13 protein-coding genes and 1 riboswitch are annotated in these 15,672 nt (G+C 56.9%); of the genes, 10 read left to right on the forward strand and 3 right to left on the reverse strand.

Annotated features, from left to right (window positions below; all coding sequences use genetic code 11):
* Positions 1-2: 2 nt before the first annotated feature.
* Positions 3-776 carry an NAD(+) diphosphatase gene (gene nudC / locus R0140_RS25720; RefSeq protein ID WP_008807994.1) on the reverse strand — a complete coding sequence of 258 codons (774 nt, stop codon included), beginning with the start codon at positions 774-776 and terminating at the stop codon, positions 3-5.
* Positions 777-869: 93 nt separating this feature from the next.
* On the opposite strand from nudC, the gene R0140_RS25725 reads away from it, so the two are divergent.
* From R0140_RS25725 to R0140_RS25770, 10 genes are all read left to right on the forward strand, one after another.
* Positions 870-1,367 carry an Rsd/AlgQ family anti-sigma factor gene (locus R0140_RS25725; RefSeq protein ID WP_002884324.1) on the forward strand — a complete coding sequence of 166 codons (498 nt, stop codon included), beginning with the start codon at positions 870-872 and terminating at the stop codon, positions 1,365-1,367.
* 53 nt (positions 1,368-1,420) lie between these two features.
* A riboswitch (TPP riboswitch) is annotated at positions 1,421-1,545 on the forward strand.
* A gap of 86 nt (positions 1,546-1,631) precedes the next feature.
* Positions 1,632-3,527, forward strand: a complete 1,896-nt coding sequence (gene thiC / locus R0140_RS25730) for a phosphomethylpyrimidine synthase ThiC (RefSeq protein WP_023323453.1) — start codon at positions 1,632-1,634, stop codon at positions 3,525-3,527.
* Positions 3,527-4,162, forward strand: a complete 636-nt coding sequence (gene thiE, locus R0140_RS25735) for a thiamine phosphate synthase (protein WP_023296881.1) — start codon at positions 3,527-3,529, stop codon at positions 4,160-4,162. Before thiC ends, thiE begins: the two co-directional genes overlap by 1 nt.
* Positions 4,155-4,910, forward strand: coding sequence for a thiazole biosynthesis adenylyltransferase ThiF (gene thiF / locus R0140_RS25740; RefSeq protein WP_023323452.1), 756 nt, complete (start codon positions 4,155-4,157; stop codon positions 4,908-4,910). The genes thiE and thiF overlap by 8 nt, the downstream gene beginning before the upstream one ends.
* Positions 4,894-5,094, forward strand: coding sequence for a sulfur carrier protein ThiS (gene thiS / locus R0140_RS25745; RefSeq protein WP_008807998.1), 201 nt, complete (start codon positions 4,894-4,896; stop codon positions 5,092-5,094). The genes thiF and thiS overlap by 17 nt, the downstream gene beginning before the upstream one ends.
* Position 5,095: 1 nt before the next feature.
* Positions 5,096-5,866 (forward strand): thiazole synthase, encoded by a 771-nt coding sequence (thiG, locus tag R0140_RS25750; protein ID WP_023323451.1) that lies wholly within the window; start codon positions 5,096-5,098, stop codon positions 5,864-5,866.
* On the forward strand, positions 5,863-6,996 hold the full coding sequence (gene thiH / locus R0140_RS25755; RefSeq protein ID WP_012543211.1) for a 2-iminoacetate synthase ThiH: 1,134 nt from the start codon (positions 5,863-5,865) through the stop codon (positions 6,994-6,996). Before thiG ends, thiH begins: the two co-directional genes overlap by 4 nt.
* 315 nt (positions 6,997-7,311) lie before the next feature.
* Positions 7,312-8,844: a sensor domain-containing diguanylate cyclase gene (locus R0140_RS25760; protein ID WP_012543212.1), complete on the forward strand. Its 1,533-nt coding sequence runs from the start codon at positions 7,312-7,314 to the stop codon at positions 8,842-8,844.
* 216 nt (positions 8,845-9,060) lie between these two features.
* The gene (locus R0140_RS25765; protein WP_004198931.1) at positions 9,061-9,321 is read left to right on the forward strand and encodes a PTS sugar transporter subunit IIB; all 261 of its coding nucleotides are present in this window, start codon (positions 9,061-9,063) and stop codon (positions 9,319-9,321) included.
* Between the two features lie 3 nt (positions 9,322-9,324).
* The gene (locus tag R0140_RS25770) at positions 9,325-9,642 is read left to right on the forward strand and encodes a PTS lactose/cellobiose transporter subunit IIA (protein WP_008808002.1); all 318 of its coding nucleotides are present in this window, start codon (positions 9,325-9,327) and stop codon (positions 9,640-9,642) included.
* A 43-nt stretch (positions 9,643-9,685) separates the two neighbouring features.
* Here R0140_RS25770 and dcuB read toward each other — a convergent pair whose 3' ends face one another.
* Both dcuB and rpoC read right to left on the reverse strand, forming a co-directional pair.
* Positions 9,686-11,026: an anaerobic C4-dicarboxylate transporter DcuB gene (dcuB, locus tag R0140_RS25775; RefSeq protein ID WP_317703923.1), complete on the reverse strand. Its 1,341-nt coding sequence runs from the start codon at positions 11,024-11,026 to the stop codon at positions 9,686-9,688.
* 400 nt (positions 11,027-11,426) lie between these two features.
* The gene (rpoC, locus tag R0140_RS25780; RefSeq protein WP_008808004.1) at positions 11,427-15,650 is read right to left on the reverse strand and encodes a DNA-directed RNA polymerase subunit beta'; all 4,224 of its coding nucleotides are present in this window, start codon (positions 15,648-15,650) and stop codon (positions 11,427-11,429) included.
* Positions 15,651-15,672 lie beyond the last annotated feature (22 nt).

Raw genomic sequence — 15,672 nt, forward strand, 5'->3', positions numbered from 1 at the left:
TGTCACTCGAACTCTGCCCGACACATCGCCACCGTATCTTCGATAAGCCGACGCGCCACCGTGCCCGGCGGTGGCAGGAGCGGCAGATTGTCATAGCGGTACCAGTCCGCGGTCAGCAGCTCTTTTTTGTCGACCACGATATCGCCATCCGCGTAATCCGCCATAAAAGCGGTCATCAGCGACTGCGGGAACGGCCACGGCTGAGAGGTCACATAGCGCAGGTTTTTCACCTTGATACCGCTCTCCTCCATCACCTCGCGGGCCACCGCCTGCTCAAGGGTTTCACCCACTTCGACAAACCCGGCCAGCACGGTGTGCACGCCGTTACGATGGCGGGTATGTTGCGCCAACAGGATCGAATCATCGCGACGGATAGCGACGATAATGCAGGGGGCAATTTGCGGGTAATAGCGTTCACGGCAGTGGCTGCACAGCATCGCCCATTCGCTTTTGCTGGCATGCATCGGATGGCCACAGTAGCCGCAAAATTTATGCGATCGATAAAATTCGGCGAGCTGGATCCCTCGCCCCGCCAGCTGGAAGAGACCCGGATCCTGATCCAGAACCTGGCGTAACGATCCCATGTCATGGCGGCGATCCTGGCGCACCATCCAGACGGACTCGCCCTGCCACTCGCCAATATGCAGCGCATGCTGTCCGACAAGATCGAAATTAACCGCTTCGCCATGTGGTAATTCTCCACCAGGCAACCATAATTTTTGTTCGTGACTGACAACCCACCAGCCGCGATCTAATTTTTCAATAATACGATCCATATCTATTGCACTACCTTTGCTTCACTGGCATGTTGTTAACATTATATTTACATTTTGGTGAGCAGATTTAAATCAAAACTAGCGGAGTCAATCATGCTAAACCAGCTGGAAAATCTGACGGAGCGCGTTGGCGGTAGTAATGAACTGGTCGATCGCTGGCTACAAGTGCGTAAGCATCTGCTCGTGGCTTACTACAATCTGGTTGGCCTGAAACCGGGCAAAGAGTCATTTATGCGGCTAAACGAAAAGGCGCTGGATGACTTTTGCCAAAGTCTGGTGGATTACCTCTCATCCGGTCATTTTAGTATTTATGAACGCATTATTGGCGAAATGGAAGGCGACACCCCACTTTTAGCCGCCACCCGGCTTTATCCACAGCTGGAAGCCAATACCCAGCAGATGATGGACTACTACGATACCTGCCTCGAAAACGCTATCGATCACGATAACTACCTTGAATTTCAGCAGGCGCTGTCGGATATCGGCGAGTCGCTGGAAGCACGTTTCGCGCTGGAGGATAAACTGATCGCCCTCGCCGTCGCGCATAACCTGAGCAACGACGTGCGCGATAATATTGCGCCGACCGCTTGAGTTGTGCGCAATTAACGAGTAGTTTACCTCCATTCCCCCTCTCCGGAGGGGACGTCATCTTGTCGGAGTGCCTATTTTCCATGCGCTGGCTAAAGTGGAAAAGGCTGAGACCGTTAATTCGGGATCCGCGGAACCTGATCAGGCTAATACCTGCGAAGGGAACAAGAGTAAACTGCTGGTCGCTCCTGTCCGTTCTGGACCGGTCGCATCTGTTACTCCATCCGTCGTCTGACAAGCCATCTCCTTTTTTAACTGGAATGCGCTATGTCTACTACCAAACTCACCCGTCGGGAACAACGCGAGCACGCGCAGCGATTCATTGATACGCTGGCAGGTACCGCTTTTCCCAATTCACGCCGCATCTACGTTCACGGCTCACAAGCGGATATCCGCGTCCCGATGCGTGAAATTCAGCTCAGCCCGACCCTCGTCGGCGGCGATAAAGATAACCCCCGGTACGAAGCCAATGAACCGATCCCGGTATATGACACCTCCGGCCCTTATGGCGACCCGGATATTGGCATTGATGTCCGCCAGGGGCTGGCAAAGCTGCGCCAGCCGTGGATCGACGCGCGTAACGACTGCGCTCCGCTCAGCGAACGCAGCTCGGCCTATACCAAAGCGCGGCTGGCCGATGACGGTCTCGATGAGCTGCGCTTCAGCGGCCTGCTGACGCCCAAACGCGCCGTCGCCGGGAAATGCGTTACCCAACTGCACTACGCCCGCCAGGGGATCGTCACGCCGGAGATGGAGTTCATCGCCATTCGCGAAAACATGGGTCGCGAACGTATCCGCAGCGAGGTTCTGCGCCAGCAGCATGCCGGGGAAGGCTTCGGTGCCCGCCTGCCGGAAAACATTACCCCCGAGTTCGTCCGCGATGAAGTTGCCGCCGGGCGCGCCATCATCCCCGCCAACATCAACCACCCGGAATCTGAGCCGATGATTATCGGCCGCAATTTCCTGGTGAAAGTGAATGCCAATATCGGCAACTCGGCGGTGACCTCTTCCATCGAAGAGGAGGTGGAAAAACTGGTCTGGTCAACCCGCTGGGGCGCCGACACGGTGATGGACCTCTCCACCGGCCGCTATATCCACGAAACCCGCGAGTGGATCCTGCGCAACAGCCCGGTGCCGATTGGTACCGTTCCGATTTACCAGGCGCTGGAGAAGGTCAACGGCATTGCCGAGAACCTGACCTGGGAAGCCTTCCGCGATACCCTGCTGGAACAGGCCGAACAGGGCGTCGACTACTTCACGATTCACGCCGGCGTACTGCTGCGCTACGTGCCGATGACCGCGAAGCGCCTGACAGGTATCGTGTCGCGCGGTGGTTCAATCATGGCCAAATGGTGCCTGTCGCACCATCAGGAAAACTTCCTCTACCAGCACTTCCGCGAAATCTGCGAAATCTGCGCCGCCTATGACGTTTCGCTGTCCCTCGGCGATGGCCTGCGCCCCGGCTCCATTCAGGACGCCAACGACGAGGCGCAGTTTTCCGAGCTGCGCACCCTAGGCGAACTGACGAAAATCGCCTGGGAGTATGACGTACAGGTGATGATTGAAGGCCCCGGCCACGTGCCGATGCAGATGATCCGCCGCAATATGACCGAAGAGCTGGAGCATTGCCACGAAGCGCCGTTCTATACCTTAGGCCCGCTCACCACCGACATCGCGCCGGGCTACGACCATTTCACTTCCGGTATCGGCGCGGCGATGATCGGCTGGTTTGGCTGCGCGATGCTGTGCTACGTCACGCCAAAAGAGCATCTCGGCCTGCCCAACAAAGAGGATGTGAAACAGGGGCTGATTACCTACAAAATCGCCGCCCACGCCGCCGACCTCGCGAAAGGCCACCCCGGGGCGCAGATCCGCGACAACGCGATGTCCAAAGCGCGTTTCGAATTCCGCTGGGAAGACCAGTTCAACCTCGCGCTCGACCCCTTCACCGCGCGGGCCTATCACGATGAAACCCTGCCGCAGGAGTCCGGCAAGGTCGCCCATTTCTGCTCCATGTGCGGGCCGAAATTCTGTTCGATGAAAATCACCCAGGAAGTCCGCGACTACGCCGCGAAGCAAAATATCGAAGCTGGCATGGCCGATATGTCGCATCACTTCCGCGCCCGTGGCGGCGAAATCTACCTGAAACAGGAGGAAGCCTGATGTATCAACCTGATTTTCCACCCGTCCCATTTCGTCTTGGACTCTACCCGGTGGTTGACAGCGTGGCGTGGATTGAGCGCCTGCTGGAGGCGGGAGTGCGTACTCTTCAACTGCGCATCAAAGATCAACGTGACAGCGACGTGGAGGATGACGTGATCGCCGCCATCGCCCTTGGCCGCCGCTATCACGCCCGGTTGTTCATTAACGATTACTGGCAGCTGGCGATTAAGCATCAGGCCTACGGGGTACACCTGGGGCAAGAAGATCTGGAAACCACCGATCTGAGCGCTATCCGCAAAGCCGGACTGCGTCTCGGCGTCTCCACTCACGACGATATGGAAATTGATGTCGCGCTGGCGGCGCGCCCCTCTTACATCGCGCTGGGCCATGTCTTCCCGACGCAAACCAAACAGATGCCTTCCGCGCCGCAGGGCCTCGACCAGCTAGCCAGACATATTCAACGCCTGGCGGATTACCCCACCGTCGCGATCGGCGGCATCAGTCTGGAAAAAGCGCCGGGCGTACTGGCGACCGGCGTCGGCAGCATCGCGGTGGTCAGCGCTATTACCCAGGCGGCGGACTGGCGGGCAGCGACAGACCAGCTGCTGGCGCTGGCGGGAGCGGGCGATGAATGATCACGACTTTATGCGCTATAGCCGCCAGCTGCTGCTGGAGGATATTGCCATCGAGGGTCAGCAGAAACTGTTAGCCAGCCGGGTGCTGATTATCGGCCTTGGCGGGCTGGGCTCTCCGGCGGCGCTCTATCTTGCCGGAGCGGGCGTCGGGACGCTGACCCTGGCCGATGACGACGCCGTGCATCTCAGCAACCTGCAGCGGCAGATCCTGTTCACCAGCGAGGATATCGACCGGCCAAAAGCCGCGGCGGCAAAGACCCGGCTCAGTCAGCTAAACCCGCAGATCAAACTGGTTGCGCTCCAGCAACGTCTGAGCGGCGAGGCGCTGCGCGCTGAGGTGGCGAAAGCGGACGTGGTGCTGGACTGCACCGATAACATGGTGACCCGACAGGCAATCAACGCCGCCTGTGTGGCCCTCGACACCCCGTTAGTGACCGCCAGCGCCGTCGGCTTCGGCGGTCAGTTGATGGTGCTCACTCCCCCCTGGACGCAGGGCTGCTATCGCTGCCTGTGGCCGGATAGCGACGAACCGCAGCGCAACTGCCGCACCGCGGGGATCGTCGGCCCGGTCGTCGGCATGATGGGCACGCTGCAGGCGCTGGAGGCGATTAAGCTGCTCAGCGGCATGACGACGCCGCGTAATACCCTGCGGCTGTTCGACGCCCGCACCAGCAACTGGCGTAATCTGGCGCTACAGCGCTCCCGGAATTGCCCGGTGTGCGGAGGGCGGCATGCAGATTTGGTTTAACGACGAGCCGCTGGCATGTGCCGACAATCTCAGCGTCAGCGCCCTGCTGACCCAGCTCGAACAGCTGCAGCCGGGCGTTGCGCTGGCGCTTAATCAACACATCCTGCCGCGCGACCGGTGGGAAGATCATCTCTTACAGGAAGGCGATCGGATCCTGCTTTTTCAGGTTATCGCTGGAGGCTGACATGTTACGTATTGCAGACAAAACGTTTGAATCCCATCTTTTTACCGGTACCGGCAAATTCGCCGCCCCGGAGGTGATGGTCGAGGCGATTCGCGCCTCGGGAAGCCAGCTGGTGACGCTGGCGATGAAGCGCGTCGATTTACGCCAGCACAATGACGCGATTCTCGCGCCGCTGCTGGCGGCGGGCGTTAACCTGCTGCCGAATACCTCAGGCGCCAAGACGGCGGAAGAGGCGGTGTTTGCCGCCCGCCTGGCGCGGGAAGCCCTGGGCACCCACTGGCTGAAGCTGGAGATCCACCCGGATGCCCGCTGGCTGCTGCCTGACCCGATTGAAACCCTGAAGGCGGCGGAGCTGCTGGTCCGCGAAGGGTTCGTCGTCCTGCCCTACTGCGGCGCCGATCCGGTGCTATGTAAACGGCTGGAAGAGGTTGGCTGCGCGGCGGTGATGCCGCTGGGCGCGCCGATCGGCTCCAATCAGGGGCTGGAAACCAAAGCCATGCTGGAGATTATTATCGAGCAGGCGGCGGTACCGGTGGTGGTCGATGCCGGAATTGGCGTGCCGAGCCATGCGGCGCAGGCGCTGGAGATGGGCGCAGATGCGGTGCTGGTCAATACCGCCATTGCCGTCGCCGACGACCCCGTGACCATGGCCCGCGCCTTCCGTATGGCAGTCGATGCCGGATTACTGGCGCGTCAGGCCGGACCGGGGGCACGCAGTACGCAGGCGCAGGCCACCAGCCCGCTGACCGGATTCCTGGAGGCGCTGGCATGAAAACCTTCAGCGATCGCTGGCGGGAGCTGGAGTGGGACGACATCCGCCTGCGCATCAACAGCAAAACCGCCGCCGACGTCGAACGGGCGCTGGCGGCCAAACAGCTCACCCGTGACGACATGATGGCCCTGCTTTCACCGGCGGCGGCCAACTATCTTGAACCGCTGGCCCAGCGCGCGCAGCGGCTCACCCGGCAGCGCTTCGGCAATACCGTCAGCTTTTACGTACCACTGTATCTCTCCAACCTGTGCGCCAATGACTGCACCTACTGCGGCTTCTCAATGAGCAATCGCATTAAGCGCAAGACGCTGGATGCCGCCGAGATTGCCCGCGAGTGCGCCGCGATCCGCGACCTGGGCTTTGAGCATCTGCTGCTGGTGACCGGCGAACATCAGGGCAAGGTGGGAATGGATTATTTCCGCCAGCACCTGCCGGCTATCCGCAGCCAGTTTGCCTCGCTGCATATGGAGGTGCAGCCGCTGGCGACCGAAGAGTATGCCGAGCTGAAAACGCTGGGGCTCGACGGGGTAATGGTCTATCAGGAGACCTACCATGAAAGCATGTATGCCCAGCACCATCTGAAAGGGAAAAAACAGGATTTCTTCTGGCGGCTGGATACACCGGATCGCCTGGGCGAGGCGGGGATCGATAAGATCGGCCTCGGCGCGTTGATTGGTCTTTCCGACAGCTGGCGGGTGGACTGCTTTATGGTCGCCGAGCACCTGCTGTGGCTGCAACAGCGCTACTGGCGCAGCCGCTACTCGGTCTCCTTCCCGCGCCTGCGTCCCTGCGCCGGCGGTATTGAACCAGCTTCGCTGATGGATGAGCGCCAGCTGGTGCAGACCATTTGCGCCTTCCGCCTGCTGGCGCCGGAGGTTGAGCTGTCGCTTTCAACCCGTGAATCACCCTGGTTCCGCGACCGGGTGATCCCGCTGGCGATCAATAACGTCAGCGCCTTCTCTAAAACGCAGCCCGGCGGCTACGCCGACGATCATCCGGAGCTCGAGCAATTTGCCCCACATGACGATCGCCGCCCTGAAGAGGTCGCCAGCGCGCTAGCCGCCCGTGGCCTGCAGCCGGTATGGAAAGACTGGGACAGCTGGCTGGGACGCGCCTCGCAATCATCATGAAGTATGTTGCAAGCCGCTGATTATTTTGCGTGCCTGCACGAGAGATGAAAAATGGGGAGTCGCCCGATTGCCGCCGTTTTTCTATTCTGCCCGGGTCAGCAGCGGACGCTGACCAGGGCGAACGTTTTCTTCCTCATTTTCGCCCTGCCTCTCCGCGCTGCGCGAGGGCCGGTTCATTATCGACGAATATAAATCACGATAGATGAAGGCCTCAGAGTTATAATTGAGCAATAGTTAACTGATTCGATCGGCAGGCTCGCTGACACAAGCTGCGTTCGGACCCTTGGTTTATACATCCGGGACGATTAACGATTCATGGCGCTACACAACAGAAAACTCTCTTTTACGACACCAATCGTCGTGGGGTTTGCCGGCATTTTGCTCAGTTTCATGCTGATTGCTACTTTTGTCACCCTGGCACAGCGGAAAGATTTTCTCGAAGATTATCACGATATTAACCGCAACTTTACCCACAACCTGGCCATCAACTATACGGAAACGCTGCTGCGGGAAAATGATTTTATCCTCGGCCGCGCGGCCACCTTCTTTGCCCGTAATGACGAACTGAACCGCGCGGTGAACGTTGATCCGGAGAAAGGGTTAACCACGCTAATGCAGTTACAGAACATGATGCCAAGCGTCTCATCCATCTCGCTGGCGGATACCGAGGGCCACTATCTGCGCGCCCCGGAAGTACTGAAAAATGAAGACAGCCTGGCTTTCGACCCCAAAACGCGGCCCTGGTTTATCAAACAGGCAGAAGCCAGCACCTTCAGCCACTACACCAGCCCGTATATGGACTTTTTCACCCACCATCCGACGATTACCATTTTCAAACCCATCATTACTCCGGAGGGTAAACTCAAGGGCAGCCTGGCTTTTCATCTAGATCTCACCTCCATGGGGTTCGCGCTACGGCAGATGGTCGCCCCCGTACAGGGGGAATTTTTTGTGGTGCAGCGGGATGGCAAAGTTGTCCTGCACTCCGACCCGGGCGCGCTGTTTAAACCCTTCGTCAGCGACGAACTGATGGATAAAATGACCAGCGGAGAGGGGCAGCTTTACGATGTCAGGAGCGATACCTGGTATTACTACTACTCCTTTACCAATCCCGACTGGTTCGTGATTTACCGTGTCGATAACGCCACCCTGATCAATCTGACGCGCCATGAGACAAACTTAGTGATCGGCGGTTTCTCACTCGCGGCGATTATCATCCTCTTGTTCGGCCTTTATCTGCGTCATGCTTCCCGTACCGTGCTGATGAATATCATCAATGCGATTAAAACCGGCGACGTCAAACGCGCTCCGCGCCTTGAGGCAATGCTGAGTAAAGCCATTGAAACCAACAAACAGCGTGAACTGACCTACGTTCGCCAGGCCACCATCGACGCCCTCACTGGCTGCAAAAACCGCCGCGCCTTCGACAGCGATATCGCCGCGCTGATGAACGATCACCAACCTTTCGCCCTTGCCCTGGTCGATATCGATAACTTCAAATCGATCAACGACACCTGGGGACACCTCAACGGCGATATCGTCCTGCGCAACGTCGCCCGCGAGGGGCTGCAGGTCCTCCAGCCGCTGGAGATTTCCCTTTATCGCTACGGCGGTGAAGAGTTCGCGGTGGTCTTTCCTGCCGAACACATCGATAACGCCCGAACGCTACTGGAAACATGGCGGGTCAACGTCGAACGGCGTACCTGGCGCGAAGATGGCCTGACGGTCACCTTTAGCGCCGGACTGGGGGAATGGAATATGGAGCCGCTGGATAAGCTGGTGGTGAGCGTCGATGAGGCACTTTACAAAGCCAAGCAACAAGGTAAAAACCGCATCCTCCGCGCGTGAGACAACAGGACGCGGCCGCCCACTTCGGTGGGCTTTTTTATTTTTATCGGCAAAAATGAAACCGGTTTCAATTTTTGTGTGATGACTTACACACAATCACGGTAAAGCGGTTGTCGCATCGCCAGGGCCGCGATAAAGATAAGACATCACGGAACACAAGGGCCACTGACTATGAAGAATATCGTTTTGTGCTGTGCCGCCGGTATGTCCACCAGCATGCTGGTTCAGCGTATGCAAGATGCCGCGCAGAAAAAAGGTGTTGAGGTTTCTATCAAGGCCGTCCCGGTCGCCGAGTTTAAAGATAACCTGGCCGCCGCCGACATTATTTTGCTCGGCCCGCAGGTGAAATATGAGCAGGCGAAACTGCAGGCGCTGGCCGATCCATTCGGCAAGAAAGTCGCGGTGATCGATATGATGGACTACGGCATGATGAAAGGCGATGCCGTTCTGGATAAAGCCCTGAAGATGCTGGAGTAATCGATGGAAGATTTAGAAACGATCATCATGGAACTGTTGGTTAATGCCGGTTCCGCACGTAGCGCGGCGCTCACTGCTCTCCAGTTAGCACGGAAAGGTGACTTTGCGGCAGCCGAGCAGGCCATGGCCGAGTCCCATGAGTTCGTCAAACATGCGCATAAAATCCAGACCCAGCTCATCGGCCTGGATGAAGGCACCGGTAAGCTGCCGGTCAACCTGATCACCGTTCACTCTCAGGACCACCTGATGAACGCCATGGTCATTCAGGATCTGGCGACCGATATGATTGAACTCTATCGTCGTCTGCCGCTCGCGCAGTAATCTCGCGGATTTAACGGGCGCCGCTGCCGGCGCCCGTCCCCTCTCAAAGAAAACCATACATCGCGGCGAATACCCAGCCAAACACGCAGGAGACACCGACGCCGATGAGCCCGGGCAGGATGAAGCTATGGTTAATGACAAAGCGGCCGATATGGGTGGTCCCTGAGCGGTCGAACTGGATCGCCGCCAGATCGCTTGGGTAGGTCGGCAGAATATAGTAGCCATAGCAGGCCGGCGCGGAAGCCACGATATAGGCCGGGTCGACGCCGATGGCCAGCGCCACCGGAACAATCGCCGCCAGCGCTGCCGCCTGAGAGTTCACAAACTTCGAAACCAGCAGCAGTACGATGGCGTAAGCCCACGGGTACTCCTTCACCATCTCCCCGAGCACACCTTTAATCTCGGTCATATGCGCGCCGAACATAGTCTCCGCCATCCACGCGATGCCGTATACCGCGACGATAGCGATCATCCCCGAACGGAAAACCTCATTTTTAGAAATCGACGCCGGGTTGGTTTTGGTAATGATGATGATTAATGCCCCGGAGAGCAGCATGAACATCTGGATCACCAGCACCATCGACAGCGGCTTACCGTCGAAGGCCGGACGCAGTTCGGAAAACGCGCCGAGCAAGGCCACCACGGCGATGGAGGCCAGAAAGATCCACATCGCAATCCAGTTGCTGGTCGGCAGCTTTTTATCCAGCAGCGTCGCCGTATCGCCATAGACATAATGGCGATTTTCCGGTACCGCAATAAACGCCTGGAAGGCTTCGTCTTTATCCAGATCTTTGCCACGGAACCAGCTGAAGATACCAATCGCCAGGATCCCCAACAGCGTGGACGGAATGGTTATCGCCAGCAGGTCGAGAAATTCCAGGTGTTTACCGTTAAAGGTAAAATTCCCCAGCATCGCCACCAGCGACACCACCGCTACCGAGACCGGGCTGGCGATGATCCCCATCTGGGCACCTATGGAGCTGGCCGCCATCAGACGCTCCGGACGAATGTTATTCTTAATGGCGACATCGTAGATAATCGGCAGGATCGTGTACACCACGTGTCCGGTACCGCAGAGAATGGTCAGCGTGCAGGTGACGAAAGGCGCGACGATTGAAACATATTTCGGGTTGCGCCGCAGCAGCTTCTCGGCAATCTGTAACATGACATCCAGCCCGCCGGACGCCTGTAGCGTGGCCGAAGCGGCCACGACGGCAATGATCACCAGCATTACATCAACCGGTGGTTTACCCGGCTGAAGATGGAACACAAAAACAAGGATAACCAAACCGATGCCGCCCAACAGGCCCAGCGCAATACCGCCTTTTCGGGCACCATAAAACAGACAAATTAAGATAATAATGAGTTGTATCGCAAATTCCATGCAGCCCCCAGAGCCTGTCCACTCAGACCAAAAGAAATGACCAACACCTGCCTGCCGGTATTATTTCTGCGTCTTATCGGGAGAAGCATGAGATGCGGCGATCCCTCTCCAGAGCCGTGGCTTCGAAGATAAAGCAGCAGAAGTAATCCCATGATTCATTAGGTATTTTGAATATATCGCCTTTGGATTGATTATTTTTTGATATGAGTAGAACTTTTACCCATATATAAACAAAGGTTTTTCCAGTGAACGGGGGATGGATATTTTATATGAATTAATTGCTAAAAATATGCGGCGTTAATATGTCGTAAATGTAATTAAAGAAGAGGGTGAGGCGGCGAACAAACAATAAAAAAGCCGGTCAGGAAACCTGACCGGCTTTTTAGCAGTGCATCAACGATTAATCGTTGTCAGAACCGCCCAGGCCTGCGTTCAGCAGTTCTGCCAGGTTGGCAGACGCTTCTTCTACGCTCACCTGCGGAGCAGCTGGCTGTTCGCCCGCTGCGCGACGGCGCATACGATCCTGGTGGTACGCATAACCGGTACCCGCCGGGATCAGACGACCCACGATGACGTTCTCTTTCAGACCGCGCAGTTCGTCGCGTTTGCCCGCAACGGCTGCTTCGGTCAGCACGCGAGTGGTCTCCTGGAACGAGGCCGCGGAGATGAAGGACTCGGTTGCCAGAGACGCTTTGGTGATACCCAGCAGGTCGCGGGAATAGGTTGCCGCCACTTTGCCATTCGCTTCAAGCTCGCGGTTAGCGATCTTAACGCGGGAGTATTCAACCTGCTCGCCTTCGAGGAAGTCGGAGCTACCAGCACTTTCGATGGTCGCTTTACGCAGCATCTGACGAACGATAACTTCAATGTGCTTATCGTTAATCTTAACGCCTTGCAGACGGTAAACGTCCTGCACTTCGTTGGTGATGTAACGCGTTACCGCGTGCACGCCACGAAGACGCAGAATGTCGTGCGGTGCTTCCGGACCGTCGGAAACCACGTCACCACGTTCTACACGTTCACCTTCGAACACGTTCAGCTGACGCCATTTCGGAATCATCTCTTCGTACGGTTCGCTACCGTCTACCGGGGTGATAACCAGACGACGTTTCCCTTTGGTTTCTTTACCGAAGGAAATGATGCCGCTGATTTCAGCCAGGATTGCCGGCTCTTTCGGACGACGTGCTTCGAACAGGTCCGCAACGCGCGGCAGACCACCGGTGATGTCCTTGGTACCGCCGGATTCCTGCGGAACACGCGCCAGGGTGTCACCAGAGCTGATCTGTACGCCATCTTCCAGCTGAACAATCGCTTTACCCGGCAGGAAGTACTGAGCAGGCATATCGGTGCCTGGGATCAGAACGTCGTTGCCCTGAGCATCAACAATTTTCAGCGCCGGACGCAGATCTTTACCACCGGAGGTACGTTCTGCGGAATCCAGAACCACCAGCGAAGACAGACCGGTCAGCTCGTCGGTCTGACGAGTAATGGTCTGGCCGTCGATCATGTCAGTGAAGCGGACGAAACCACTCACTTCGGTGATAACCGGCATGGTATGCGGATCCCAGTTTGCAACGGTTTCACCGCCGGCAACCTGTTCGCCATCGCCTTTCGCCATAACGGAGCCGTAAGGCACTTTATAGCTTTCTTTGGTACGACCGAATTCGTCGATCAGTTTCAGCTCGGTGTTACGCGAGGTGATAACCAGTTTACCGCTGGAGTTCACAACCGACTTCGCGTTGCTCAGACGGATGCTACCTTTGTTTTTCACCTGGATGCTGGATTCAGCAGCCGCACGAGATGCCGCACCACCGATGTGGAACGTACGCATCGTCAGCTGTGTACCCGGCTCACCGATGGACTGTGCCGCGATAACGCCGATAGCCTCACCTTTGTTGATGAGGTGGCCACGCGCCAGGTCACGACCATAGCAGTGCGCACATACACCAAAGTCGGTGTCACAGGATACAACGGAACGAACTTTGACGGAGTCAACGGAGTTCTCTTCCAGCAGGTCACACCAGTGCTCATGCAGCAGCGTGTTGCGTGGAACCAGAATGTCCGCGGTACCCGGCTTCAGAACGTCTTCAGCAGTCACACGACCCAGTACGCGATCGCGCAGCGGCTCTTTAACGTCGCCACCTTCGATAACCGGCGTCATGGTGATGCCTTCCAGGGTGCCGCAGTCGTCTTCAGTGACGACCAGGTCCTGGGCAACGTCAACCAGACGACGAGTCAGGTAACCGGAGTTCGCTGTCTTCAGTGCGGTATCCGCCAGACCTTTACGCGCACCGTGGGTGGAGATGAAGTACTGGAGTACGTTCAGACCTTCACGGAAGTTCGCGGTGATCGGCGTTTCGATGATCGAGCCATCCGGCTTCGCCATCAGACCACGCATACCAGCCAGCTGACGAATCTGTGCCGCAGAACCACGCGCACCGGAGTCGGCCATCATGTAGATGCTGTTGAAGGAAACCTGCTGCTCTTCCTGACCGTCACGGTTAATCACGGTTTCGGTTTGCAGGTTATCCATCATCGCTTTGGATACACGATCGTTCGCCGCAGCCCAGATATCGATAACTTTGTTGTAGCGCTCGCCCGCGGTGACCAGACCAGACTGGAACTGTTCCTGAATCTCAGCAACTTCCGCTTCCGCTTCGCTGATGATTTCGTATTTTTTCTCCGGGATGACCATGTCATCGATACCAACGGATGCACCTGAACGCGCTGCATAAGCAAAGCCGGTGTACATCGTCTGGTCCGCAAAAATAACGGTCGGTTTCAGGCCCAGAATACGGTAACAGGTGTTCAGCATCTTGGAGATCGCTTTCTTACCGAGCGCCTGGTTCACGATAGAGAACGGCAGACCTTTCGGTACGATCATCCACAGAATGGCACGGCCAACGGTCGTGTCTTTCAGGCTAGTCTTCGCGACGAATTCACCATTCTCGTCTTTTTCGTATTCAGTGATACGCACTTTAACGCGCGCATGCAGAGAGGCCAGACCGGCGCGATAAATACGCTCCGCTTCTTTCGGGCCAGTCAGCACCATGCCTTCGCCTTTGGCGTTAACACAGTCACGGGTCATGTAGTACAGACCCAGTACAACGTCCTGAGACGGAACGATGATTGGTTCGCCGTTCGCCGGGGACAGGATGTTGTTGGTAGACATCATCAGCGCACGCGCTTCCAGCTGGGCTTCCAGCGTCAGCGGTACGTGAACAGCCATCTGGTCGCCATCGAAGTCGGCGTTATAGGCCGCACAAACCAGCGGGTGCAGCTGAATAGCTTTACCTTCGATCAGAACCGGTTCGAATGCCTGGATACCTAAACGGTGTAGCGTTGGCGCACGGTTCAGCAGTACCGGGTGTTCGCGGATAACTTCGTCCAGGATATCCCAAACAACGGCTTCTTCGCGCTCAACCATTTTCTTAGCGGCTTTGATGGTGGTGGCCAGGCCACGCAGTTCCAGCTTGCCGTAAATGAACGGTTTGAACAGCTCCAGCGCCATTTTCTTCGGCAGACCGCACTGATGCAGACGCAGGTATGGACCTACGGTGATAACAGAACGACCGGAGTAGTCAACACGCTTACCGAGCAGGTTCTGACGGAAACGACCCTGTTTACCTTTGATCATATCGGCCAAAGATTTCAGAGGACGTTTGTTAGAACCGGTGATCGCACGACCGCGACGGCCGTTATCCAGCAGGGCGTCAACCGCTTCCTGCAGCATACGTTTTTCGTTGCGTACGATGATGTCCGGCGCAGCCAGATCCAGCAGACGTTTCAGACGGTTGTTACGGTTAATGACGCGACGATACAGATCGTTCAGGTCAGAAGTCGCAAAACGGCCGCCATCGAGCGGAACCAGCGGACGCAGATCTGGCGGCAGAACCGGCAGAACGGTCAGGATCATCCATTCCGGCTTGTTGCCAGACTGAACGAACGCTTCCAGCAGCTTAATGCGCTTGGTCAGCTTTTTACGCTTGGTTTCGGAGTTGGTTTCGTTCAGCTCTTCACGCAGCTGTTCGCATTCCTGCTCCAGATCCATATTGCGCAGCAGCGCCTGGATCGCTTCCGCACCCATTTTCGCGTCGAATTCGTCACCGAACTCTTCCAGCGCATCCAGGTACTGCTCTTCAGTCAGAATCTGGTTGCGTTCGAGGTTGGTCATGCCACCTTCGATAACCACGTAGGATTCGAAGTACAGTACACGTTCGATATCGCGCAGCGGCATATCCAGCAGCAGGCCGATACGGGACGGCAGCGATTTCAGGAACCAGATGTGCGCCGTCGGGCATGCCAGCTCGATGTGGCCCATGCGCTCACGACGCACTTTAGTCTGGGTCACTTCAACGCCGCACTTCTCACAGATCACACCGCGGTGTTTCAGGCGCTTGTACTTACCGCACAGGCACTCATAGTCTTTTACTGGCCCGAAAATACGAGCACAGAACAGACCGTCACGCTCAGGCTTGAACGTACGGTAGTTAATGGTTTCCGGCTTTTTAACTTCACCGAAAGACCATGAACGGATCATGTCTGGCGATGCCAGAGCAATTTTGATCGCATCAAACTCTTCGGTTTTAGTTTGCGCTTTCAGAAACTTTAATAAGTCTTTCACGGATTTGCTCCCGTCGGAGTTA

The organism is Klebsiella sp. w6, assembly GCF_033100215.1.
Taxonomy (GTDB): Bacteria; Pseudomonadota; Gammaproteobacteria; order Enterobacterales; family Enterobacteriaceae; genus Klebsiella; species Klebsiella variicola.